The sequence below is a fragment of the Prochlorococcus marinus XMU1402 genome, assembly GCF_017696205.1.
Taxonomy (GTDB): Bacteria; Cyanobacteriota; Cyanobacteriia; order PCC-6307; family Cyanobiaceae; genus Prochlorococcus_A; species Prochlorococcus_A marinus_AC.
On sequence record NZ_JAAORD010000001.1, the window covers coordinates 126266 to 150625 of the forward strand.

Genomic DNA, 24360 nt, shown 5'->3' on the forward strand with positions numbered 1-24360 from the left:
TTTTTAAAATGAATATTGAAGCGGAAAGTCCTTTCAGATTTAAACAAAATTTTTTCTAATATCACTCTAATTATTAAGAAAAGGTAAATAGAATCGAAAGAAATTGTAAAATTTAATTTTTTTTAAAATTTGTAATTTCTTCCCAATCCCTTGCAGGGTCTGATTTATCCAGTAAATCTAATTGATAAAATTGTTTACACTTAATAAGCAATCTTTATAATTTCTTGAGAGAATCGTAATACTAAAACTTAACTTTAATTTATATAGTTAATAAACATGAAAATTTCAATCCTCTTAATCGAAGACGATCGTGATATGCGTGATTTAGTGGCTAGGCATTTAGAACATTCTGGTTTTGATGTACAAAAAGCTGAAGATGGAATTAAAGGTCAAGCATTAGCTCTTCAATATTCACCAGATTTAATACTCTTAGATTTAATGCTACCAAGTGTTGATGGATTAACTTTATGCCAGCGACTAAGAAGAGATGAAAGAACATCAAATATTCCAATTTTGATGATAACGGCATTGGGCGGCCTTAAAGACAAAGTGACTGGGTTTAATTCTGGGGCAGATGATTACATTACTAAACCTTTTGATCTAGAGGAATTACATGTACGTATAAAAGCGTTATTAAGAAGGACCAACAGAGCACAATTGAATTCTAGTAACCAGCAAGAAATATTAAATTACGGCCCTTTAACTCTTGTGCCAGAAAGATTTGAAGCTATTTGGTTTGAATCCCCTGTTAGATTAACGCATCTTGAATTTGAATTACTTCATTGTCTATTGCAGAGACATGGTCAAACTGTATCCCCAGCACTAATTCTTAAAGAAGTATGGGGATATGAGCCTGATGATGATATTGAGACAATAAGAGTTCATATTAGACATTTACGCACTAAATTAGAACCTGATCCACGTAAGCCCATATATATAAAAACTGTATATGGTGCTGGATATTGTCTTGAGTTACCTATTGGCTCTCAAGTTGAAACTGCTAGGCAAGAGTTTATTCAAGCAAGAAATCCTGATTTAATAAATTCTGCAGTAGATTAATTTCTTATATTTTCCATTGAAGTTTTTAAAAAGGTAATTTCCCATGCCAACCTTGGTTGAATGTTTTTTCTTAAAAGATATTTTAAACTTTCAAGTTTTTTAACTAAACTAATATTTTTTGTTTTTCTCCACCAAATAGTTTGAATTATGTTAACCAAATAAATTTGTTGATATATTTCTAATTTTTCAGATATCAATTTAGATATTTCTAATATTTCTAGACTATTTTTTATTGGAGAATTTAATTTACTCGTAATATCATCTGAAAGATCATTCCAAATTTCAATATTTTTTAACAATTGATTGGGAGATCCATTTGCAGAGTTTATTAAATCTTCACATTTTAATTTTTGACTAATATTTAAATTAGAAATATCTAAATAATCTTTCAAAATATACTTTATTTGCTTACTAGAGAAGGATCGAAATCTGATTATTTGACATCTTGAGATGATCGTGTCTAAGAGGAGGTTTAATTTAGATGTCAATAAAATAAAAATCCCATTACTAGGTTCCTCTAAAGTTTTTAAAAGGCAATTTGAGGCTGCTTCGTTTAAGAGGTGCGCATCAATAATTAAAACAATTTTTTTTTCTGAGTTTATTGATTTTTGACCAAGAAAAGTTTTGATATTACGTATTTGAGCAATCTTAATAATCTCAGATCCACTTTTAATTGTTTTTTCATGATCAGAACTAACTGAACTTTTAGCTGTAAAAGAAGAAGGTTCGATAATTAGAAAATCAGGATGGTTATTGTTTTTAATTCTCTGTTCAATATTCTCGCTTAGTGAAGATTGTTTGAAAATCTTTATTATGAATTGGAGAGCAGTTTCCTTTTTACCTATTCCTTCAGCACCATAAAATATATAACCATTAGCTAATGATTTGTTCTTAATTATATTGTCAAGACAAGTATTAACTTCTTTATTCAATAAAAAATTATTTTTTTTCCCCTCAATCATTTGTTAATAGAAAAATTGTTTAGTAAGGTCTCTTTAATTTGATTAGAAATAGTTTTAATATTTTGTGAGGCTGATATTACTTTCCAGTTTTTTTCTTTAGCAATTACTTTAAAGCCTTCATTTACTTTTTTTAAAAATTTAATACCCTCTGATTCCATTCTATCTGGAATTTCATTTTTTCTTCGGAATATGCTTTCTTCTGGAGAAATTTCCAAGAAAAAAGTCAGATCAGGAGATTCTCCTTGACATACAATAGATTCAATATTTTTAATAATTTCTAAATTTATATTTCTTCCATAACCTTGATAAGCCAGGGTAGAGTCCGAAAATCTATCACTTATTACCCAATCATTGTTTTTTAAAGCAGGTGAAATAATTTTAGAAACGTGTTCAGCTCTATCTGCTGAATAAAGCAATAATTCTGCAAGCGATGAAGGCTTATTATTTTCATTATTATCAAGAATCAGTCCTCTAAGTTTTTTCCCTAAGAGGCTGCCTCCTGGTTCTCTAGTTGTAACTAATCTAGACTCTTTCTTTATTAGACCACTATGAGGGAGCCATCTAGATAGTTCATCTATTTGGGTAGTCTTACCACATCCATCAATACCCTCAATAACAATAAATTTTCCTTTCATTTACTCCAAAGATAAAGCATTAATTACAACTGTAATAGAGCTAGTAGCCATCAATAATGCTGCTATTGAGGGCGTAAGAAGAATACCGTATTTAGGAAATAAAATGCCTGCTGCTAAAGGTATAGCTATTAAATTGTAACCAAAAGCCCATGTTAGATTTTGCTTTATTTTTCTTATGGTTTTTTTTGCAAGATTTAAGGAGTAAGGTAATCCATTGAGTTGATCTCCCATCATTACTACATCTGCATTTGCTTTGGCTATTTGAGTTCCCGATCCCACTGCAATTCCCAAGTCTGAGGATGCTAAAGCTGGGACATCATTAATACCATCACCAATCATTGCTACTTTATTATTTATTTTTAAATTTTCTATAGTCTTCAATTTCATTTCAGGAAGAAGATCCCATTTCACTTCTGTTTCTTTACAACCAATTTTTTTTGCTAAAGCTAAAACTGTTTGTTTTCTATCTCCACTTAAAATATTAATTTTAAATTTGTTTTCTCTCAAATTTTGAACTGTTTTAATTGAATCATCTCTGAGTAAATCTCCTAATAAAATGAAGCCTAGTAAATTATTTTTGATACTTACTCCAATGATAGTGTTCGTTTTTGTCTCTTCATTTTCAATGATTTTTTTTGCATCACCATCAATAATTATTCCTTTGCTTAGTAGCCATTCAATGTTTCCAATATGAATAAGTCCATCAATTGAATCAAGTTCTCCAGAAATACCTCGACCTGTATGGGTGAAAATTTTTTTTATTGGTAATAAACTCAAATTTTGTTTTTTTGCCTCTTGAATTAAGGCATCCGCGATTGGATGCCTGCTTTCCTTTTCTAAACTGGCAGCTATTCTTAATAAAAATGAATGATCATTATTATTTTTATAATCAACAATAAAAGGCTTACCTTTTGTTAAAGTACCTGTCTTATCAAAAATAATGAGATTAATTTTTGAAGCCATCTCTATTTTGTCTCCGCCTTTAAATAAAACCCCTTTTTTTGCTGCTTTACCTGATGCGACAGTTATTACAGTTGGGGTGGCTAAACCTAATGCACAAGGACAAGCTATTACTAAAACTGCAATTGATAATTGAATTGCTAAACTCAGGAAATTTTCAGCATTACTACCAAGCGAACTATGAAGTGTGTGGCTTGAGTGAGTGATGAATTCATTATTATGACTTAATAAATCAGGCCAAATGTTTCTTGCTCCTTTCCACCAAAAGAAAAAAGTTAAAGTAGCAAAAATAAGGACAAAGTAAGTAAATTTGCCTGCAATTTCATCAGCAAGTCTTTGAATGCGAGGTTTTCTAGCATTCACAGACTCAATAAGACTTACTAATTTTGCAAGAGAAGATTCTCCTCCGACTTTTTTTACTTTAAGTCTAAGAGTTGAATTAAGATTTAAAGATCCACTAGATAGATTTTCTCCAGCTTTTACTTCGATAGGTTTGGATTCTCCAGTAATATGTGAAACATCAACATATGAATTACCGCGAGTAACAATGCAGTCAGCAGGTACTCTGTCTCCTGCTAAAACTTGAATTTCTTGACCAGGTCTTAAAGTGTTTACTCTTATTGACTTTATTTGATTATCTTTTGTAAAAATATTTGCTATTTCAGGTTGAAGATCTAATAACTCACCAATGGATGAACCAGTTTGGTATCTTGCTCTTTCTTCTAAAAATCGACCGATTAGTATAAAGCCCAAAAGCATAACTGGTTCATTAAAAAAACAAGGAAAACCAGTGGTAGGAAATACCAAGGATAGAAGACTTGTTGAATATGCGCTAGTTACTCCAAGAGCGACTAAAGAATCCATATCTGGATGGTTTTTTATAAATGATTTAAATCCATTTATAATTATTTCTCTGCCAGGAAATAATAGAGCTATTGTTGCCAATGAAGCATGAAAAAATATATTACCTAATATTGGAAAATTTATGTATCTTCCTTCTGCCAGATGACCTAAACCTGAAAATACTAAGAGTAATAGGGCGAAAGTTAGTTTTTTCCATTGACTATTCCACTTCTTTTTTTTTTCTAATTCTGCTTGGTTTATTTTTTTTGAAAAATCATTTATATAAATCTTTGATGGGAAACCATTCTCTCTCAGATTTTCGAGAACTGTTTCTAATTCAATATGTTTCTGGGTAATTTCAAAATATGCACTGTTTGTGAGTAAGTTCACAGAAACATTTTCAATACCATCAGAATTATTTAATATTTTTTCAACAGTAGTAACACAACCTCCGCACTTCATCCCTGTTATGTTTAATTGAATGCTCTCCATATTTTCACATTAAAAACAAATTAATGTTTGACTTTATTTTTAACTATAATAATAAATGTAATAAACTTTTTAAATAGTTATTTTTAAAATTACTATATATATCATAAGATTTTGACCAGTGCCTAGTAATCAAAACAGAGACAATTTTATTGATAAAGCTTTTACTGTAATTGCTGAATCTATTGTGAAAATAATGCCTATTGCAGAGAAAGAAAAAAAGGCATATATCTATTATAGAGATGGCCTAGCTGCACAAAATAATGGGGATTATTCGGAAGCATTAGAGTATTATAAAGAGAGTTTACTACTTGAAGAAAATAAAATTGATAGGGGTGAGACTTTAAAAAATATGGCAATAATATACATGAGTAACGGTGAAGAGGATTTGTCTATTGAAACTTATGAAAAAGCATTAGTAGAAAATCCCAAACAGCCATCATGCCTTAAAAATATAGGTTTAATCTATGAAAAAAGGGGAAGATATGCAGAGCAAAATGGTGATTTAGATCAAAGAGATATTTGGTTTGATAAAGCTGCAGAAGTTTGGTCTAAAGCAGTGAGATTATATCCAGGTGGGTATCTTGATATTGAGAATTGGTTGAAAAACTCAGGAAGAAGTTCAATCGATATGTATCTCTAATATTTTTACTCTGATAAAGAATAGTCAACTGCTTCTTTAATATCGGAAATCTCTTTGATATTTATTAAATTTTGAAAATTATTATTTAGTTCCTCCTCTAATTTTGGCACTACTATATTTTTTATTCCTAGTCTTACAGCTTCTTCTATTTTTGTTCGAAGGTTATTAGATTTTCTAACCTGACCACTTAAACCTAATTCCCCAATAAATGAGCTACTTGCCAAAGGAGGAATATTTTTCAAACTTGATAAAATTGATATTGCTACACCTAAGTCAGATGAAGGATCATTAATTTCAAACCCCCCACCAGTAGCTATATAACAATCAAATTCAGATAATTTTATACCTACGTGCTTTTCAATAACAGCTAATATTTGATGCAATCTATTTACGCTTATTCCAGTTGTAGTTCTTCTTGGATTACTGTAGAAAGTTTTATTTACTAGTGCTTGTATATCAACTGCTAATGGTCGAGTGCCTTCATTTGTAATCGTAGTGGTTACACCTGCAATATTTTCTTTATTTGTAAAAATTGAACTTGGGTTTTTTATCTCTCGTAAGCCCTCTTCAAGCATTTCAAAAATTCCAATTTCAAAGGTTGATCCAAATCGATTTTTTATACTTCTAAGTAATCTATGTGAAGAAATATTATCTCCTTCAAAGTTTATTACTGTATCAACTAAATGCTCCAGAGTTTTTGGACCAGCTAAAGCACCATCTTTGGTTACATGGCCAATTATTAGAAGTGCAATATTATTGTCTTTGGCGAGATTTTGTAATTCAGATGAACATGCTCTAACTTGAGAAACCGATCCTGGCGAACTTTGCATCTCATGACTATAGATCGCTTGAATACTATCAATAATTGCGAATCTTGGATTTACGCGTTTGATCTCTTCAATAATTATAGATAAATTGGTTTCTGCAAAAATTTTTAAATCAATACTTTTTTGGTTCAACCTTTCCCACCTAATTTTTACTTGTTCTAAAGATTCTTCCGCAGTTATGTATAAAACACTCTCATTTACAGATATTTTTCCTGCTGATTGAAGAACTATTGTGCTTTTACCTATACCTGGTTCTCCTCCTAGTAAAACAACAGATCCAGGTACTATTCCACCTCCTAAAACTCGATCAAATTCACTAAAACCACTTGTAAATCTAGATATTTTTTTGGATGAAATCTCATTAAAAAGTATGGATTTTTTACTATCTTTTATATCTTTTATTTCTTTGTATCTAGATCTTTTACTTTTTATTTCTTCAACAATGGAATTCCATGAGTTGCAATTAAGGCATCTACCAAAGTATTGAGAAGTTTCAGATCCGCAATTTTGACATATAAAAGTCGATAATTTGCTAGACATTAAGTTTCTGAATAAAGTAAAAGAACTAGAATGTTTGGGATATTGCCCCTCTACAAGTTAGATTAGGTTAATAATAAATTCTCTTACTGATTAGCTAATAGAAACAAATGGCTTTATCTAGTCAAACTAAAGAAACAATACTTGTCGCAGATGACGAAGCAAGTATTAGAAGAATTTTGGAGACGCGTCTCTCCATGATTGGCTACAAAGTTGTAACTGCAAGTGATGGTAAAGAAGCACTAAAGTTATTTAAGGATTACGAACCTGATTTAGTAGTTCTTGATGTCATGATGCCAAAGTTAGATGGTTATGGAGTTTGTCAAGAATTAAGGAAAGATTCTGATGTACCAATTGTTATGTTAACTGCATTAGGAGATGTTGCAGATAGGATAACAGGGTTAGAATTAGGTGCTGATGATTATGTAGTAAAACCATTTAGCCCAAAGGAGTTAGAAGCAAGAATTAGGTGCGTTCTTAGAAGAATCGACAAAGAGCAAATTCCTGGTATGCCTAATTCAGGATTAATTTTGGTTACGGATATAAAAATTGATACAAATCGAAGACAAGTTTTTAAAAGTGATGAGAGAATTAGATTGACTGGTATGGAATTTAGTCTCTTAGAACTTTTGGTAAGTAGGTCAGGAGAGCCATTTAGTAGAGGAGAGATTCTGAAAGAAGTTTGGGGATATACTCCTGAGAGACATGTAGATACAAGAGTCGTAGATGTTCATATTTCAAGATTAAGATCCAAACTAGAGGCTGATCCAGCAAATCCTGAATTAATATTGACAGCACGGGGTACAGGATATCTTTTTCAACGGATTGTAGATATAGCTCCTTTTGATGGTAAATAAATGGGGAAAGAATCAGCGCAAAAAATTAACAAATCCAGAGCTATTAGAAGATTAGTTATTTGGTATAAAAGAAATTCTGCTGTGACTTCTTTAGTAGATACTGCTACTAGTTCGGCAGCAACGGCTAGTAATGTTGCTGGTAATGTAGTTTCCGGTGCCGGATCTGTTGTAAGCACAGCTGGCAATGTTGCAAGTAATGTTGCTGGTAACGTTGCTGGTAATGTAGTTTCAAGCGCTGAATCTGTTGTAAATACTGCTAGTAGCGTAGTGTTAAATGCTAGTTCAATAGCTAAGAATACATTACAGCCATTAGTATTTGACCCTTTAAAAAGGCTGCAAAACAATGATAATATTTTAGATAAGGAAGAGGAATCTCAATCTAAAAGAATTTGGATTGCAGTTGATGGTATGGGTGGCGATTATGCTCCGGGGCCAATACTCGAGGGTTGCCTCGAAGCGATCTGCAGATTTCCGATAAACATTAAGTTTGTTGGCAAAATTGATAAAGTTAAAAAATCAGCAGAAGAACTCGGTTTAATTGAATTACTTGAAAAAGAAATAGAAAATAATCGTCTTGAATTAATTGATAGTGGAGATCCTGTAGGAATGAATGAAGAAGCTACTGCAGTTAGAAAAAAGAAAAATGCAAGTATAAATGTTGCAATGGATTTAGTAAGAAATAATAAAGCCCAAGCTGTTTACTCAGCTGGCAATTCGGGAGCAATGATGGCTTCTGCCATATTTAGAATTGGAAGATTGAAAGGAATTGATAGACCTGCCATAGGCGCATTATTTCCTACAAAGGATCAAACTCGCCCTGTATTAGTTCTAGATGTTGGTGCAAATACGGATTGTAAACCCTCTTATCTTCATCAGTTTGCTCTCCTAGGTAATATTTATGCAAAAGATGTTCTTCAAGTAAGGAAACCAAGAATTGGTCTTTTAAATATTGGAGAAGAAGAATGCAAAGGTAATGATTTATCTCTTAAAACATTTGAACTATTATCTAATGAAAAAAGTTTTGATTTTGGAGGTAATTGTGAAGGTCGAGATGTATTGTCAGGTAGTTTTGATGTAGTCGTTTGTGATGGTTTTACCGGAAATATATTATTAAAATTTCTTGAGTCTGTAGGTGGTGTCTTATTAGATATTTTAAGATCTGAGCTTCCAAGAGGAAGGCGAGGAAAAGTTGGTTCAGCTTTTTTAAAAAGTAATCTATTAAGAATAAAGAAAAGATTAGATCATGCAGAACATGGGGGTGCCTTATTACTTGGTGTAAACGGTATTTGTGTGATCGGCCATGGAAGCAGTAAGTCTTTATCAGTCGTAAGCGCCCTTCGTTTGGCTCATTCTGCAGTGAATCATAACGTGATGGAAAATTTAAATCAACTTCAAAAGCTTCAAGTTTTAAATTCATAAAACATAATGCATCAAATTTATGTTTGACTTATATAAGTAACTAAAACAACTCTTTTGGAAGAAATAAAGTTTAACCAGATCGGAGTCTCATTTAAAGGAAGTGGAAGTTATGTACCCGATCAAATACTAACCAATCAAAAAATCAGTCAAAAGGTAGATACAAGTGATGAATGGATAAAATCTAGAACTGGCATCTCTGAGAGAAGAATTTCTAACTTAAAAGAAAATGTTACTGAAATGGGTTATGTAGCGGCACTTAATGCTATAAAAATGGCAAATTGGGATATTGAAACGATTGACTTGATTATTTTGGCTACTTCTACTCCTAATGATTTATTTGGTTCTGCGCCATCTATTCAGGCTAAATTGGGGGCTGAGAACGCTGTAGCTTTTGATTTAACTGCAGCATGTAGTGGTTTTTTATTCTCTTTAGTAACGGCTACACAATACTTAAAAGGAGGTAGTTTTAAAAGGGCTATTGTTATAGGGGCAGATCAGTTATCAAGCTTTGTTGATTGGAATGATAGAAGAAGTTGTATTCTCTTTGGAGATGGCGCGGGTGCATTAGCAATTGAAGCCACAAATTTATTCGACAATTTCATTGGTTTTGATATGAGAACTGATGGAGAAAGGGGTTCTTTTCTTAATCTTCCATCAAAAAATAATAAGGATTCAATAGTTGATAACATTGATTTTTTAAGTGGAGGTTTTTCTTCAATTCAGATGAACGGTCAGGAAGTTTATAAATTTGCAGTTAGAGAAGTACCAATAATTCTTGAAAAATTATTTAGAACAACAAACTTTAGTTCTGATAAAGTTGATTGGCTTATATTGCACCAAGCTAATCAAAGAATCTTGGATTCTGTAGGAGACAGGTTGAAAATTTCTAAAGAAAAGATTCTCAGCAATTTAGAAAAATATGGAAATACATCGGCAGCAACAATTCCAATAATGATGGATGAGGCTATTAGAGATAATAGAATTAAACAAAATGATATTATTGCATCAAGTGGTTTTGGTGCCGGGTTAAGTTGGGGTGCAGCCCTATTTAAATGGGGTTAAAAACAAAATAGGAAAATTATGACAGTTGCATGGGTATTCCCTGGACAGGGTTCGCAAAAAATTGGAATGGCAAAAAAAATTGAAAATTTGCCAAACTCAAAAGATAGGTTTCATTATGCTTCTGAGATATTTGAAAGAAATTTATTTGAAATTTGTGAGTTAAGTTCTGAACCAACAAATCCTCTTATTGATTTAAATAACACAAGAAATACACAAATTTGTCTTTTTTTAGTTGAATCGATTTTATTAGATGCATTAAAAGATAATGGATTTAAACCAAATTATGTTGCTGGGCATAGTTTAGGAGAAATCACTGCACTATATTGTGCAGATGTTTTTTCATTCGAAGATTGTGTTTCACTAATCAAAGAAAGGTCTGAATTAATGGTCAATGCTGGAAAAGGATCTATGGCAGCAGTAATTGGTTTTGATAGAAATCAACTTGATCTATTAGTACAAAAAATTGATGATATTGTAATTGCTAATGATAATAGCTCTTCCCAAGTTGTCTTATCAGGATCTACTGAAGCATTAGACAATTTATCGAGAGAAATTTCTTGTAAAAGATTCTTGAAATTAAACGTTTCAGGTGCATTTCATTCACCATTTATGAATGAACCTTCATCGAAATTTTCTGAGTATTTGAAACGGATTAAGTTTAATAATCCCTCTTTTCCAGTCATAAGCAATTGTGAACCTTCGCTTTGCAGCGATCCAAACGAGCTTAAAATTAGATTAGAAAAGCAAATGTGTAATGGTGTTAGGTGGCGAGAAACTATGGACTTAATGGCAAACAAAAGTGATCTTCATATTGTTGAAATTGGCCCTTCTAATGTACTTAGCGGTTTAGCAAAAAGACATCTTAAAGATGTAAAAATTTCTCAAGTTTCATTTTCTGATCAAATATCTTATTAATTCATATGAAGAATGATATTTTTCAAAAATTAATCTATCAATTAGTTAGCAAGCTTTTTGTATTACCAATTTACAAATTTGTATTTAAAGGTCATTTAATAGGTAGAGACAACATTCCGCAAAAAGATTCTTTTATAATGGTTTCTAATCATGGTTCTTTACTTGATCCTCCTTTGTTAGGCCATGCCCTTGGACGTAATATATCTTTTATGGCTAAGGCAGAGCTTTTTGATATTCCTTTTCTTGGCTTTATTATCAAGGCTTGTGGAGCATATCCTGTAAAAAGAGGAATTGCTGATAAAAATACTATTAAAACAGCATGTAAAAAATTATCAAATGATAATTGTATTGGAATTTTTATTGATGGCACGCGTCAAAAAAATGGTCGAGTTAATAAGCCCAAACAAGGTGCAGCATTATTAGCTTTTAAAAATCAAAAATTATTATTGCCTGTTGCAATAGTTAATTCACATAAACTAATAAGATTTAAATTTTTTATTCCTTTATTTACAAAAATAGTTATTAAGGTGGCAAAACCTGTCCAACCTCCACAAAGTTCATCAAGAGATGATCTAAATTCTGTAACAATTCAACTTCAAGATCAAATTAATAATTTGATTGGATGAATACTTAGTTAATAGGAGAAATAGGGTAAAGCGGTAAAACTTTTTGCCAAGAATTTACATTTGTATTTAATAAACCTTTATTTGATAAATCTAATAGTTCTTTTAAATCTTTTTTATCATCATAAATAGCCTCAAAAAACAGTTCTTTACTTTCAAGCTCTTTAACAACTTTTGGTAAAACAGTTTCTCGAATGACTAGATCGGAGGAGGTTTTTTTGTTATGACAAATATCATATTTACCTGCAATAAAACCCTTTCGTTTTAATTTTTTGTAAATCCAGAATGATTGTTTTTTTGTAAAGATATTATTTTTTGATGCAATTCTTTTTGCCATTATTTCAAATGAACTAAAACTGTCTAGAGGACAATTTATTTGTTGTGAGATAGTTCTTGCTAAAACTACAATAAGTCGTGAAGCATTAAAATTTGCTGGCCCTAGGCTGACAGATACCTTATTTACTTTTTGTAATTTTTCTTGAGAAATGAATTTGTTAAGATCATGAACTAAATTGTTGCAAAGGTCATTATCAAATTTCTTGATAAATAATTCATCAGATTCAAGGTTATTATTTTTTCTATACCCAAAGCCAAAAGAATTGTCTGTGCTATGAATCACTAATGTAATGTAATTTTCTTTTTGGTTGAGTTGATTTGTCATCTATTACCTTTAAGCAGGTAATTCCATGCCTGGATTACACTTAGACCATTTTCCAAATTCGTTCTCAAAACTTTCACAAGATTGAACATCCCAATCAGTTTTATAATCACCATTATTATCTTTGAAAATATTGACATGAATGAATGGTTTTTTTGCTTTAAAATCAGGTAGATCACAAATATGATCAACACCATGATTATTCTCAACATCATGATATGTGATACATCTATCAACCCATTTACAGTTGATGCAAATGCACATAATTAATAAATAAAATGAAAAGAAGCATTCCCAATGATCATACACTAATAATTGATGAATTAGAAACAAGTATAAAATTACATAATTTGAATTCTATATTAGGTTTTTTACCTAAAGGATCATATTTGGTAGGTGGATACATAAGGGATATTATTTTGGGAAGAGATAATGAAGAGGTAGATGTTGATATTGTGGTACCTTCAAATGCAATTGAAATTGGGAAAAAGATTGCAGAAAATATTGGATCAAAATTTATAATTTTAGATGAAAAAAGAGAAGTAATTAGAATTATTCTTAATCATATATATATAGATATTGCTAATCAGGTTTCATCTACGATTGAAGGAGATTTGTGCTCTAGGGACTTTTCGATTAATTCAATTGCTTTTTTATTTGATAAGAGGTGTTTATTTGATCCATTAAATGGCATTAAAGATATAGAGGATTCTATACTAAGAACAAATTCTGAAATAAATTTATTAAATGATCCTTTACGAATATTAAGATGTTTTCGATTTGTTTCAGAATTCAATTTTAAAATTGATCTTAATTTAATTACGTTTATTAAAAAAAATAAAGGGAAATTATTTCTTGTTGCTGAAGAGAGGATTAATTATGAAATACAGAAAATAGTACATGGGGCAAATGCTCTTTATGCGGCTATTTTGATAAGAAAAATTAATATATTTGGCCCTGCAAATTTATATGAAAATTCTTTTTTTTTGGATTTAAAGAAAATTAATTATGAAGAACTGAATCAGGAAGAAAAAAACAATTTTTTACCATTATTTTTTATTTCCCAAATTTTAAATGTTGAATATCTAGAGAAACTTAAATTTAGTAAAGCTGAGATAAAAAAAATAAAGTTACTTCGAAAATGGCACCTTTTTTTGAAGAACAAAAATATCAATCAGTTAAATGAAATAGATAGATTTAAATTACATCAAGAATTAGAAATGTTTCTTCCATCTTTTATTTTTTATTTACCTCAAAATCTGCACTTCGATTGGCTAAACAGATGGCGTAATAAAGAAGATAAATTATTTCATCCCTCAAATTTAATTAATGGTGATGTAATTAAAAAAAATTTGAAAATAGATAATGGTCCTATCTTAGGAGAGCTTTTAGAGTATCTTTCAAAGGAGCTTGCATTTAAAAGATTAAATAATTTTGATGAAGCTATTTATAAAGCAAAGCAATGGATTGAACAAAATGCGCCAAAATGTGATTAAATACACATAGCTTAGTTTTGTTTAAAAGTTCAGACTTCAAAACCATTTTTAAAATTTATGAGTATTCGTATTTACATTGGCAACTTACCACAAGGATTTAATTCAAAAGAATTTGATACACTTTTGAAATCAATTTCTGATTCGATTAGATTTAAAGCAGTTTTAGATAAGGAAACTAAGGAATGCAGAGGGTTTGGTTTCGCAACAGCAAATAATGAAGAGAATGCTAATTTATTAATTCAAAAATTAAATGGTTTTGAATTTAATGGTTCCAAACTAAGAGTCGAATTATCAGAAAAGAAAGATTCTGCATCAAATAAAAGAAATAGCGGAAACTTAAACAAGAATAAGAAGAGGAAAGATTTCAAGAAAATTGTGCATAGTGATGCACCTAATCTTGAGGCTCCCGATCCAAGATGGGCTGGAGAACTATCCAAATTAAAAGATTTGTTGGCTAATCAAAAGACGCCTGCTTAATTATTTAATTCGAGAAATTAAAAAAGATATTGGGATCTCAAAAGCTTTGACTGAATTTTTTACAAAAGCTCTGTTATTAAAGACATCATAATCTAGCTTTTCAATAGAATCTAATATTCCTCTATAGAGCCGTAAAGATGTCCAAACGGGCCACCTTGCGTCAGAAGATAACCACTTAATCCCATCTTCAGACTTTTGGAACCAATCTCGTGCCCTTATTAACTGAAAATTCATCAGCGCCCTCCACTGATTGTTGATTGCGCCTTCTAAAAGTTCTGCTTCAGAATAATTAAATTTTTTGATTTCATCTTGTGGAATATAAATCCTACCTCTTTGTCTATCTTCTCCAACATCTCTCAAAATATTTGTTAATTGATTGGCTATTCCTAAAGCTATTGCTGCTTCTGAGGGGTCTGGCTTTGCACTCCAAGGAGCTGATGTATAAGCGCTATCAATTCCCATTACATTCTGAGTCATTAAACCTACAGTCCCTGCTACTCGGTAACAATAAAGTTTTAATTCATCAAAATCTTTGTATCTAAATTTATTAAGATCCATTCTTTGACCTTCTATCATATCTAAATAAGGTTCAATACTTTGAGGATATTTTTCAATGGTATCTAATAAAACTGAATCTAATTCAGATTTAATTTTCCCTTTAAATACATTTTTCGTATTTTCTTCCCATGCATCTAAATTATCTGAAAGCTCATCTTGCGATTTAATTGATGCTTCTTCGCTATCCATTATTTCATCTGTTCTCCTGCACCATACATAAATAGCCCATATAGCTTTTCTTTTTTCTAGTGGTAGTAGAAGAGTACCTAAGTAAAAGGTTTTAGCCCATAGTTGAGTTTCCTTACGGCATATTTCATATGCTTTATCTAGTTGAGTAATTGAATTTTTCAAAAAGTTTAGCTGAATTTTGGGAATTTTTATTAAATGTTATTAAGAAACATTTTGAGTGGTTTTGGAATACTCATTATTAATTGATTCCGCGCATAATTTACCACTTAAAACAGCTCCTTCCATAGAGGCTAAATATTTTTGCATTGTATAATCACCAGTTAAGAAAAAGTTTTTTATGGGAGATTTTTGACTAGGTCTGAACTCTTGGCATCCGGGAACAGCTTTGTATACAGATCTTGGAGTTTTAACTACTTTATATTTTCTTAATTTTGTCTTTTCATCACCCATGAAATGTGCTGGAAATAATTTTTTAAGTTCTTCCATAGTTGCATCAACAATGTCTTGATCACTCTTATCTATCCAATCTTTTGCTGGTGCGAAGACTAATTCAAGCATTGATCTATTTGGATCTTCATATTCTTTACATGTGATACTCATATCTGCATAAACACTGAGAAGTGGTGATCTGCTAAATAGTAAATGGTCAATATCTGTTAATTTTTTGTCAAACCATAAGTGAATATTAATTACTGGTACACCATTTAAACCATCTAATTTAGAAAAAGCATCTAGACCTTTCCATTGCTTGGGGATCATCAATTTAAATATATCTACTGGCATTGCACTAACATAAGCATCAGCAGTGAGCTCTTTTTTTTCGTTTTCATTTAAAGAGGCAATTGTAAAACTTTTAACAGTACTATCTTCATTAAGGTTTATTTGTCTTAATGGGCTATTCATGTGAACCTCCCCACCACGATCAGTAATATAATCAACCATTGGTTGGCAAAGTCTTTCTGGAGGAGCACCGTCAAGGAATGCCATTTTTGAACCATTTTTTTCTTGCAGAAATCTATTTAGCGCTGTTAATAAAACTGTAGAGGATATTTCATCGGGCCCAATAAAATTTAAAGCTTTACTCATGGCTATAAAAACTTCATCATTTACTCTTTCTGGAATATTGTGTTCTTTGAGCCAATCTGTCCATGATTTGGTATCACATTTATCTAAGTACTTTTGGCCTCTCAACATTGCAGGAACTAAACCTAGACCAAAAAGAATCTTTTCATTCCATGAAAGCATATCATTATTGCTAAGAATGGCTGATACTCCATTTACGGGAGCTGGAATATCGGGAAAGTCAAATCTACTGTAGGTGCCGGGCTCGGATGGCTGATTAAATATCATTGAATGACTTTTCCATTGAAGTCTATCTTCAATATCTAATTCTTTAAATAGTTGCAACATATTGGGGTAGGCTCCAAAAAATATATGTAAACCAGTTTCATACCAATCTCCATCTTCATCTTTCCATGCTGCAACTTTCCCCCCTAGAACATCTCTAGCTTCAAGTACAATTGGAATATGCCCATTATCAACGAGATATTTGGCACAAGATAAACCTGCTAAACCTGCTCCAGCAATTACTACACGCATTCTTAAATCAAGAAATAAATTAACACTTACTAATAAGCTACATTAAAGTTAGAACATAATAGCTTGTTTCGTTGATTATTTCTCAAAATTATGGAAAAAATGCTTATAAAATCAACTACTCGTCATGTAAGAATTTTTACAGCCGAAGTAGTTGACAAAGAATTAAAATTTCACCCCAACAAACTTACTCTTGATTTAGATCCTGATAACGAATTTATTTGGAACGAAGATTCTTTGGCCAAAATAAATAATAAATTTAATGAACTAATAAACGAGAGAGCCGGAAAGGATTTAGATGATTATGAACTTCGGAAAATAGGATCAGAAATTGAAGGCTTAATTAAATTTTTGCTTCAAAATGGCCAACTCACTTATAATCCTGATTGTAGAGTAATGAACTATTCAATGGGTTTACCAAAAACAAATGAAGTACTGTGAACAGATCACCGTCAAATAGAAGGCCGAGGAGAGGCTCAAATAAAAATTATTATTCTTCAAATCCGAGAGATATTGATTCTTTTGGTCAAAGAAATAGTAGGTTGCCTGCTTCTTCTGATCAAAAGATTAATTTTAGTACAGGGACCATTGCTGTACTTGCGGGGGTATTAATTTTAGGAGTTGGTATTGGAAGCGCTATTACCAGTACAACAGATGGTGGACAGGGAAATATAGCTAGTCAACAACAATTAGATATGGCTGTACCAGACCCTGAATTTTGTAGACAATGGGGAGCCAGTGCTTTTGTAATTGATGTTGAAATGTATACAACTCTTAATCCATCCACCAGTTTTGTAACGCAACCAGCTCTTCAGCCGGGTTGTGTAATTAGAAGAGAGAATTGGACAGTTTTACAAAAACAGGGAGCTATTAGTAATGAAGATGTAAGAGAATGTAAGCAAAGAATGAATACTTTTGCTTATATTGGCTCTATAAGAGACAAGCCTATAGTTAAATGTGTTTATCAGACTGATGTAAATGAAAATAAATTCATAATAAAAGGCGATGGTCAGGCCGAAGATGGTGGAGTTGGTATTAACAAAGAAGCTATTCAGTTCTGATTAGATTTATATTTTCCTCAATGGGCTATCCAAACTAGCGAATTGCGGCAGAATATTTTTCTTGAAGACCTCTGATGCTCTTGATGTATACCTTGATGGATTAGTAATTAATTTAAGCTCTCTTTTGACCTCTAGGTCAGCTATAAATGCTTTGTGGATTGTTCCAGCTGCTAATTCTCTTTCAATTGAAACAACTGGTAAAAAGGAAGCCCCTAAACCCGATTGAACTGCATTCTTGATTGCTTCAAGTGAGTTTAGCTCCATCTCAATTTTTAATCTTTGAATTTCAAGTCCGGAGTCTTGTAGAAGTTTATCGACAACTTTTCTCGTTGTAGATTGAGAATCTAATGTTACAAAATTTAATTTGTATAAATCTTCTTTTAAAAGTTCTTTTTTATTTGAAAGTGGGTGTTTAGAAGGCAAAACAAGTGCTAATTCATCTGTCGCATATGGAATCACTTGTAGCAGATTTTCTAAATCTCCAGGTAATTGTCCACCAATAATTGCTAAATCAATTTGTCCATTGGCAACACTCCAGCCAGTTCTTCTAGTACTGTGAACTTGAAGTTGAACAGATACTTCAGGATATTTTTGTCTAAATAATCCTATCATTCTAGGCATTAGATAAGTTCCTGTGGTTTGACTCGCTCCAATAACAAGGGTTCCACCTTTTAAACTATTTAAATCTTCAATAGCTTTACAAGCTTCGTCACACTGATTCAAGATCCGTTCACAGTATTCAAGGAGTAGTCTGCCTGCTTCTGTTAAAAGAGCTTTTCTGCCCCCTCTATCAAAAATTGTGATTTCAAGTTGTTTTTCCAGATTTTGTATTTGCAAACTTACAGCAGGTTGGGTTACGTACAATAAATCTGCAGCTTTCTTAAAACTTCCTTGAGCTGCTATTGCTTTTAATATTCTTAATTGGTCTAGAGTAAATGGTAATTCGGGCATCCATTATCCCTACAATTATTTATAATTCTAGTACTAAGAAGCATTCTTGTTAAGAATCAAATTTTTTGGATAATCAAATTTTATGGAAACTCATAAAACTTCTTTAATAATATTAACCCTGATTTTTATTTTTGCAGTAATTCATAGTGGGGGAGCAGCTTTAAGAATTAAAGCAGAATCTTTTATGGGACCAAGAATATGGAGGTTATGCTTTGTTTTTTTTAGTTTGCCATCTGCAATAGTATTAATTAGTTATTTTTTGGCTCACAGATATGACGGAATCAGATTATGGAATTTGCAGAGTAATAATTTTGTTTTTGTAATAGTTTGGTTTCTAACTGCGATAAGTTTTTTATTTTTATATCCTGCTACTTATAATCTTCTTGAGATCCCGTCAGTGTTAAAACCTAAAGTGCGAATTTATGGAACCGGGATAATGAGAATTACACGGCATCCCCAAGCATTTGGTCAGATAATTTGGTGTTTTGCTCATACTCTATGGATTGGCACATCTTTTACATTAATAACTTCTATTGGGTTAATAATGCATCATCTTTTTGCTATCTGGCATGGGGATAAAAGATTAGCCTATAGATTTGGAGATGAATTTGAAAAGTTTAAACAAAATACTTCCATAATTCCCTTTGTAGCAATATTTGAAGGCAGACAAAAATTTAAGATTAAAGAGTTTTTTAGAATATCTCAACTTGGAATATTTATTGCAATAGGAGTACTTTGGTGGTCTCATCAGTATATAAATATTGCTGTTAAAACATTTAATTCATCATTTTTGTCGGAATTTTTCAATTGACAGTTTAAAATCTAAAGTATAAATTCTTTAAAACATGCCTCAAGCTTCAGAAATTGCCTGGTTAATTCCTGTTTTCCCACTTATTGGAGCAGTGCTTTCTGGTTTAGGACTGATAAGTATTAATAAGAAAATTAATAATTCCAGAGAAATTGTTTCTACAGGCCTGATTTCTTTTGTTGGCATTTCTGCTGTAATTAGTTATAAAGCTCTGATTGAACAAGTTAACGGTTATCAATCTGTAGAGAAATTATTTGTATGGGCTAATGCTGGAGATTTCACAATTCCAATGGGCTTTGTACTTGATCCTTTGGGTAGTGTAATGCTGGCTCTTGTAACTACCATAACTTTGTTGGTTATGATTTACTCTCATGGTTATATGGCACATGATAAGGGTTATGTGAGATTTTTTACATATTTAGCCCTATTTAGTAGTTCTATGATGGGACTAATAATCAGCCCAAATTTGTTGGAAATTTACGTTTTTTGGGAATTAGTAGGAATGTGCTCTTACTTATTGGTTGGTTTTTGGTACGACAGAGATGGTGCCGCTCACGCTGCACAAAAAGCATTTGTTGTTAATCGGGTAGGAGATTTTGGATTATTGCTAGGAATTCTTGGCCTATTTTGGGCAACAAATAGTTTTGATTTTAGTGAGATAGCTAATGGAATTTCTCAATCAGTATCTGATAATTCATTACCTGTTTGGGCTGCTTTACTACTTTGTTTTTTGGTGTTTTTAGGTCCAATGGCAAAATCTGCTCAGTTTCCTCTTCATGTATGGTTACCTGATGCGATGGAGGGACCGACGCCGATTTCTGCACTTATCCATGCCGCTACTATGGTTGCCGCTGGAATATTTCTAGTAGCTAGACTTCAACCACTATATTCTATATTTCCTTCAATTCAGTTCATTATTGCTTTAGTTGGTACTATTACTTGTTTTTTGGGCGCTTCTATAGCTTTGACCCAAATGGATTTAAAAAAGGGTTTGGCATACAGTACCGTTTCTCAACTTGGTTATATGATGCTCGCGATGGGTTGTGGAGCTCCAGTAGCTGGAATATTTCATCTAGTAACTCATGCATGTTTTAAAGCAATGCTATTTTTAGGATCTGGTTCTGTTATTCATGCTATGGAAGAAGTAGTAGGTCATCAGCCTGTATTGGCACAAGATATGAGATTAATGGGCGGTTTAAGAAAAAAAATGCCATTTACATCGACAACATTCTTAATAGGTTGTGTAGCAATTAGCGGTATTCCTCCATTGGCAGGTTTTTGGAGTAAAGATGAGATACTCGGAAATGCATTTATATCATTTCCAGCTTTTTGGTTTATAGGATTATTAACAGCTGGGATGACTGCTTTTTATATGTTTAGGCTGTATTTTTTGACATTTGAAGGGGATTTTAGAGGTGATAATACGGAATTACAAAAAGAGCTTTTAATGGCTTCTAAAGTTAATCTAGATGAAGAAAACGAAGAAGACCATGAAGAACATGGGTCCATTCATGAGTCTCCTTGGTCAATGACATTTCCATTAGTATTTCTAGCTGTACCCTCAGTAATTATCGGCTTTATGGGACTCCCATGGAATAGTAAATTTGCAAATTTACTAGATCCCGAAGAAGCAGAAATTGCAAAAAATGCCTTTGAATTAAAAGAATTTTTGCCTTTAGCTATAGCATCTGTTGTAATCGCATCAGCTGGAATAATTATTGCTTACCAAGCATATTTTGCGAAAAAAATTAATTTATCAGTTTTATTTGCAGAGAAATTTCCCTCTATTAATAAATTTTTATCCAATAAATGGTATCTAGATGATATTAACGAAAAGCTTTTTGTGAAGGGTAGTAGAAAACTAGCTAAAGAAGTTTTAGAAGTTGATTCTAAGGTAGTTGATGGCGTAGTAAATCTTACTGGACTTATTACTCTAGGAAGTGGAGAGGGTTTAAAATATTTTGAGACCGGTAGAGCTCAATTTTACGCTCTTATTGTTTTTGGAGGTGTAATTTTATTAGTTGCAATATTTGGGTTTCAATCTCCTCAGGTAACTTAATTTCAATTGTGTGTCTTCACTGTTCATTAGGATGAAAAAATACAGATAATTTCTAGAATTTATTTAAGATAATTTTCTAATTAAATTGAATACTTGTTTTGCGACACAAATGTTAGGTACCTTGGGGGCAGGATTGTCGACTTTTCCTTGGCTATCAGCTGCAATTTTGTTCCCAATTGGTAGTGCATTTGTTATACCTTTTTTCCCAGATAAAGGAGAGGGTAAAGAGGTTAGATGGTTTGCATTGTCTATTGCATTAATAACTTTTTTAATAACTGTCGGTTCATATATAAATGGCTTCGATATTGATAATGAAAATGTTCAACTTAAGGAAAATTTGAATTGGCTCCCTGATTTAGGTCTTACATGGTCAGTTGGTGCTGACGGTATTTCGATGCCATTAATATTATTAACTAGTTTTATAACTGCTTTAGCAGTTCTAGCTGCATGGCCAGTAAAGTTTAAACCAAAGTTATTTTTCTTCTTAATATTAGTGATGGATGGGGGCCAAATCGCTGTATTTGCTGTTCAAGATATGCTTTTATTCTTTCTTACTTGGGAACTTGAATTAATCCCTGTATATTTACTATTGGCTATTTGGGGTGGCAAAAATAGACAATATGCTGCGACAAAATTCATTATTTATACAGCTGGCAGTTCTATATTTATTCTTCTAGCAGCATTGGCTATGGGTTTCTACGGTACAGAAATCCCCAACTTTGAGTTTTCTCACTTGGCAGAACAAGATTTTAGTCAAAAATTCCAAATCCTCTGCTATGTAGGTCTTTTAATTGCATTTGGGGTGAAACTTCCAATAGTACCTCTTCATACTTGGCTTCCTGATGCTCATGGAGAGGCTACGGCTCCTGTTCATATGCTTCTAGCGGGAATTTTATTAAAGATGGGAGGATATGCTCTTTTAAGATTTAATGCGCAATTATTACCTATAGCTCACGCTCAATTTGCCCCATTATTAATTGTTCTAGGTGTAGTAAATATAATCTATGCTGCATTAACTTCTTTTGCTCAAAGAAATCTAAAAAGAAAAATTGCATATAGTTCAATAAGTCATATGGGCTTCGTTCTTATTGGAATAGGAAGTTTTAGTAGTCTTGGAACGAGTGGTGCAATGCTTCAAATGGTTAGTCATGGATTGATTGGGGCTAGTTTATTTTTTCTTGTTGGGGCTACTTATGATAGAACAAAGACTCTGAAACTTGATGAAATGAGTGGTGTGGGACAAAAAATGAGAATCATGTTTGCACTATGGACTGCTTGCTCCCTAGCATCACTTGCTTTACCAGGTATGAGTGGATTTGTTTCGGAATTGATGGTATTTACAGGCTTTGTGACAGATGAAGTTTATACACTCCCTTTTAGGATAGTTATGGCCTCTTTAGCTGCTATTGGTGTAATACTTACTCCTATTTATCTACTCTCAATGTTGCGAGAAATTTTCTTTGGCAAAGAAAATCCAAAATTAGCCGAAGAACGAAAACTTATTGATGCAGAGCCTAGGGAAGTCTATATTATTGCTTGTTTACTTTTGCCAATAATTGGAATAGGTTTATACCCAAGATTAGTTACTGAAAGTTATCTTGCTTCTATTAATAACCTTGTAGATAGAAATTTAACTGCAGTTAAAAGTGCTGCTAAAACAAATATTTTCTCAGGAACTAAGAAAAATGAGATTTTAAAAGCTCCAACAATTTAGTTTCGTAAATTAATGCAATATTGTTTTGCGTCAAATAAATAAGAAGATATCTTATGTGTAGTTATTACCAAATTTAAAATATTCTCTTTAAACTCTATCGATAGTCAACAATTAGGGCCAAGATTGTTGATTAAGTTTCTCCAAGACGCCGCTGGCAAAGGTGATCTTGATCCATGGGATATTGATGTAATAAGTGTAATTGATAGTTTTTTAGAGCAATATTCACATTCTTTTGAAAAAACTTCAAATAGTCATATTTCATATCAGAGGGATTTATCTGAGACGAGCGAGGCTTTTTTTGCGGCTTCTGTATTGGTGAATTTAAAGGCTCAAGTTTTAGAATCTGATGTTTTCAAAGAAAATTCTTCAGATTTTGAAGATGATTTTGAAGTTGATGATCAAGATTGGATAGATCAAGAATTTGATTTCCCAAAATACCCTGAGAAATACTTAAGAAGAAGATCAGTAGCACAACCAATTCTTAAACGTACTACAACATTGGGAGAACTTGTAAGTCAATTAGAGTCTATTGCTGAAGTTATAGAAACCCAGGATCTTCTACTTATGAAGAGAAAACGAAATAAAAAATATTCTAATAAGTCTTTAATTTCTGAAGTCAAATCTTTAGCCCATAGTGAAAAACTACCGGAAACCACAAAAGAATTAGGTAAATTTATTGATGGGTGGGAAAAAGCATTGCAGTGGACTGATTTTGAATATTTAGTGAAGCAATGGCAAAAAGTTGTAAAAAATGATTTAGATAAAGATCGTCTTGGGGTCTTTTGGGCTTTGTTATTTTTATCTTCTGAAAATAAAATTAAAATTAAACAAATCAATTCTTTATATGGCCCAATTCAAATAAAAAGAATAATTCCTGAAGGAGGATTAGCTCAATTGCCAATTGAAAATCTTGACGAAACAAATATCTCTACCACTGCTGTTTAGAAGCTTAATAGTAATAA

General features: G+C 32.0%; 24 protein-coding genes. 15 read left to right on the top strand and 9 right to left on the bottom strand.

Features of this window, described 5'->3' with window-relative positions; genetic code table 11:
- The first annotated feature begins 276 nt into the window (after nucleotides 1-276).
- Nucleotides 277-1059 carry a response regulator transcription factor gene (locus HA141_RS00690; RefSeq protein WP_011862173.1) on the top strand — a complete coding sequence of 261 codons (783 nt, stop codon included), beginning with the start codon at nucleotides 277-279 and terminating at the stop codon, nucleotides 1057-1059.
- Here the strand turns inward: HA141_RS00690 and HA141_RS00695 are convergent.
- The 3 genes from HA141_RS00695 to HA141_RS00705 are packed head-to-tail and all read right to left on the bottom strand — an operon-like array spanning nucleotide 1056 to nucleotide 4951.
- Complete coding sequence (locus tag HA141_RS00695) at nucleotides 1056-2021, bottom strand: DNA polymerase III subunit delta' (RefSeq protein ID WP_209116268.1); 966 nt, start codon at nucleotides 2019-2021, stop codon at nucleotides 1056-1058. The two genes, HA141_RS00690 and HA141_RS00695, sit on opposite strands and share 4 nt — an antisense overlap.
- The gene (gene tmk, locus HA141_RS00700) at nucleotides 2018-2656 is read right to left on the bottom strand and encodes a dTMP kinase (protein WP_209116269.1); all 639 of its coding nucleotides are present in this window, start codon (nucleotides 2654-2656) and stop codon (nucleotides 2018-2020) included. The genes HA141_RS00695 and tmk overlap by 4 nt, the downstream gene beginning before the upstream one ends.
- Nucleotides 2657-4951, bottom strand: coding sequence for a heavy metal translocating P-type ATPase (locus HA141_RS00705; protein ID WP_209116270.1), 2295 nt, complete (start codon nucleotides 4949-4951; stop codon nucleotides 2657-2659).
- Between the two features lie 118 nt (nucleotides 4952-5069).
- Here HA141_RS00705 and HA141_RS00710 point away from each other — a divergent pair, with 118 nt between their 5' ends.
- Entirely contained in the window at nucleotides 5070-5591 is a 522-nt protein-coding gene (locus HA141_RS00710) for a photosystem I assembly protein Ycf3 (RefSeq protein ID WP_002805833.1), read from the top strand.
- A 5-nt stretch (nucleotides 5592-5596) separates the two neighbouring features.
- Here the strand turns inward: HA141_RS00710 and radA are convergent, their stop codons facing one another.
- Entirely contained in the window at nucleotides 5597-6958 is a 1362-nt protein-coding gene (radA, locus tag HA141_RS00715; RefSeq protein WP_209116271.1) for a DNA repair protein RadA, read from the bottom strand.
- Nucleotides 6959-7065: 107 nt separating this feature from the next.
- On the opposite strand from radA, the gene rpaB reads away from it, so the two are divergent.
- The 5 genes from rpaB to HA141_RS00740 are packed head-to-tail and all read left to right on the top strand — an operon-like array spanning nucleotide 7066 to nucleotide 11834.
- Complete coding sequence (gene rpaB, locus HA141_RS00720; RefSeq protein ID WP_025892447.1) at nucleotides 7066-7812, top strand: response regulator transcription factor RpaB; 747 nt, start codon at nucleotides 7066-7068, stop codon at nucleotides 7810-7812.
- The gene (gene plsX, locus HA141_RS00725; RefSeq protein ID WP_209116272.1) at nucleotides 7813-9231 is read left to right on the top strand and encodes a phosphate acyltransferase PlsX; all 1419 of its coding nucleotides are present in this window, start codon (nucleotides 7813-7815) and stop codon (nucleotides 9229-9231) included.
- Nucleotides 9232-9285: 54 nt separating this feature from the next.
- The gene (locus HA141_RS00730; RefSeq protein ID WP_209116273.1) at nucleotides 9286-10293 is read left to right on the top strand and encodes a beta-ketoacyl-ACP synthase III; all 1008 of its coding nucleotides are present in this window, start codon (nucleotides 9286-9288) and stop codon (nucleotides 10291-10293) included.
- An 18-nt stretch (nucleotides 10294-10311) separates the two neighbouring features.
- A complete protein-coding gene (fabD, locus tag HA141_RS00735) occupies nucleotides 10312-11208 on the top strand; it encodes an ACP S-malonyltransferase (protein ID WP_209116274.1) in 897 nt (298 codons plus the stop codon).
- Between the two features lie 5 nt (nucleotides 11209-11213).
- Nucleotides 11214-11834 (top strand): lysophospholipid acyltransferase family protein, encoded by a 621-nt coding sequence (locus HA141_RS00740; RefSeq protein ID WP_209116275.1) that lies wholly within the window; start codon nucleotides 11214-11216, stop codon nucleotides 11832-11834.
- Between the two features lie 4 nt (nucleotides 11835-11838).
- Here the strand turns inward: HA141_RS00740 and HA141_RS00745 are convergent, their stop codons facing one another.
- Together HA141_RS00745 and HA141_RS00750 are read right to left on the bottom strand one after the other, a co-directional pair.
- The gene (locus tag HA141_RS00745; protein ID WP_209116276.1) at nucleotides 11839-12492 is read right to left on the bottom strand and encodes a molecular chaperone; all 654 of its coding nucleotides are present in this window, start codon (nucleotides 12490-12492) and stop codon (nucleotides 11839-11841) included.
- Nucleotides 12493-12501: 9 nt separating this feature from the next.
- Complete coding sequence (locus HA141_RS00750; RefSeq protein WP_209116277.1) at nucleotides 12502-12753, bottom strand: Ycf34 family protein; 252 nt, start codon at nucleotides 12751-12753, stop codon at nucleotides 12502-12504.
- Between the two features lie 14 nt (nucleotides 12754-12767).
- On the opposite strand from HA141_RS00750, the gene HA141_RS00755 reads away from it, so the two are divergent.
- On the top strand, nucleotides 12768-13985 hold the full coding sequence (locus HA141_RS00755; protein WP_209116278.1) for a CCA tRNA nucleotidyltransferase: 1218 nt from the start codon (nucleotides 12768-12770) through the stop codon (nucleotides 13983-13985).
- A gap of 57 nt (nucleotides 13986-14042) precedes the next feature.
- Nucleotides 14043-14462: an RNA recognition motif domain-containing protein gene (locus HA141_RS00760; protein ID WP_209116279.1), complete on the top strand. Its 420-nt coding sequence runs from the start codon at nucleotides 14043-14045 to the stop codon at nucleotides 14460-14462.
- Here HA141_RS00760 and HA141_RS00765 read toward each other — a convergent pair whose 3' ends face one another.
- Nucleotides 14463-15371, bottom strand: a complete 909-nt coding sequence (locus HA141_RS00765) for a phytoene synthase (RefSeq protein WP_209116280.1) — start codon at nucleotides 15369-15371, stop codon at nucleotides 14463-14465.
- A 39-nt stretch (nucleotides 15372-15410) separates the two neighbouring features.
- Complete coding sequence (pds, locus tag HA141_RS00770) at nucleotides 15411-16808, bottom strand: 15-cis-phytoene desaturase (protein WP_209116281.1); 1398 nt, start codon at nucleotides 16806-16808, stop codon at nucleotides 15411-15413.
- Nucleotides 16809-16898: 90 nt separating this feature from the next.
- On the opposite strand from pds, the gene ndhM reads away from it, so the two are divergent.
- Together ndhM and HA141_RS00780 are read left to right on the top strand one after the other, a co-directional pair.
- Nucleotides 16899-17246: an NAD(P)H-quinone oxidoreductase subunit M gene (ndhM, locus tag HA141_RS00775; protein ID WP_209116282.1), complete on the top strand. Its 348-nt coding sequence runs from the start codon at nucleotides 16899-16901 to the stop codon at nucleotides 17244-17246.
- On the top strand, nucleotides 17243-17866 hold the full coding sequence (locus tag HA141_RS00780; protein WP_209116283.1) for a DUF3172 domain-containing protein: 624 nt from the start codon (nucleotides 17243-17245) through the stop codon (nucleotides 17864-17866). The genes ndhM and HA141_RS00780 overlap by 4 nt, the downstream gene beginning before the upstream one ends.
- A 6-nt stretch (nucleotides 17867-17872) precedes the next feature.
- Here the strand turns inward: HA141_RS00780 and HA141_RS00785 are convergent, their stop codons facing one another.
- Nucleotides 17873-18817, bottom strand: coding sequence for a LysR family transcriptional regulator (locus tag HA141_RS00785; RefSeq protein ID WP_209116284.1), 945 nt, complete (start codon nucleotides 18815-18817; stop codon nucleotides 17873-17875).
- An 82-nt stretch (nucleotides 18818-18899) separates the two neighbouring features.
- Here HA141_RS00785 and HA141_RS00790 point away from each other — a divergent pair, with 82 nt between their 5' ends.
- From HA141_RS00790 to HA141_RS00805, 4 genes are all read left to right on the top strand, one after another.
- Nucleotides 18900-19628: an NnrU family protein gene (locus tag HA141_RS00790; RefSeq protein WP_209116285.1), complete on the top strand. Its 729-nt coding sequence runs from the start codon at nucleotides 18900-18902 to the stop codon at nucleotides 19626-19628.
- Nucleotides 19629-19662: 34 nt separating this feature from the next.
- Nucleotides 19663-21684: an NAD(P)H-quinone oxidoreductase subunit 5 gene (locus HA141_RS00795; RefSeq protein WP_209116286.1), complete on the top strand. Its 2022-nt coding sequence runs from the start codon at nucleotides 19663-19665 to the stop codon at nucleotides 21682-21684.
- 109 nt (nucleotides 21685-21793) lie between these two features.
- Nucleotides 21794-23398 carry an NAD(P)H-quinone oxidoreductase subunit 4 gene (locus HA141_RS00800; protein ID WP_209117871.1) on the top strand — a complete coding sequence of 535 codons (1605 nt, stop codon included), beginning with the start codon at nucleotides 21794-21796 and terminating at the stop codon, nucleotides 23396-23398.
- A 123-nt stretch (nucleotides 23399-23521) separates the two neighbouring features.
- Entirely contained in the window at nucleotides 23522-24343 is an 822-nt protein-coding gene (locus tag HA141_RS00805; protein WP_209116287.1) for a segregation/condensation protein A, read from the top strand.
- Nucleotides 24344-24360 lie beyond the last annotated feature (17 nt).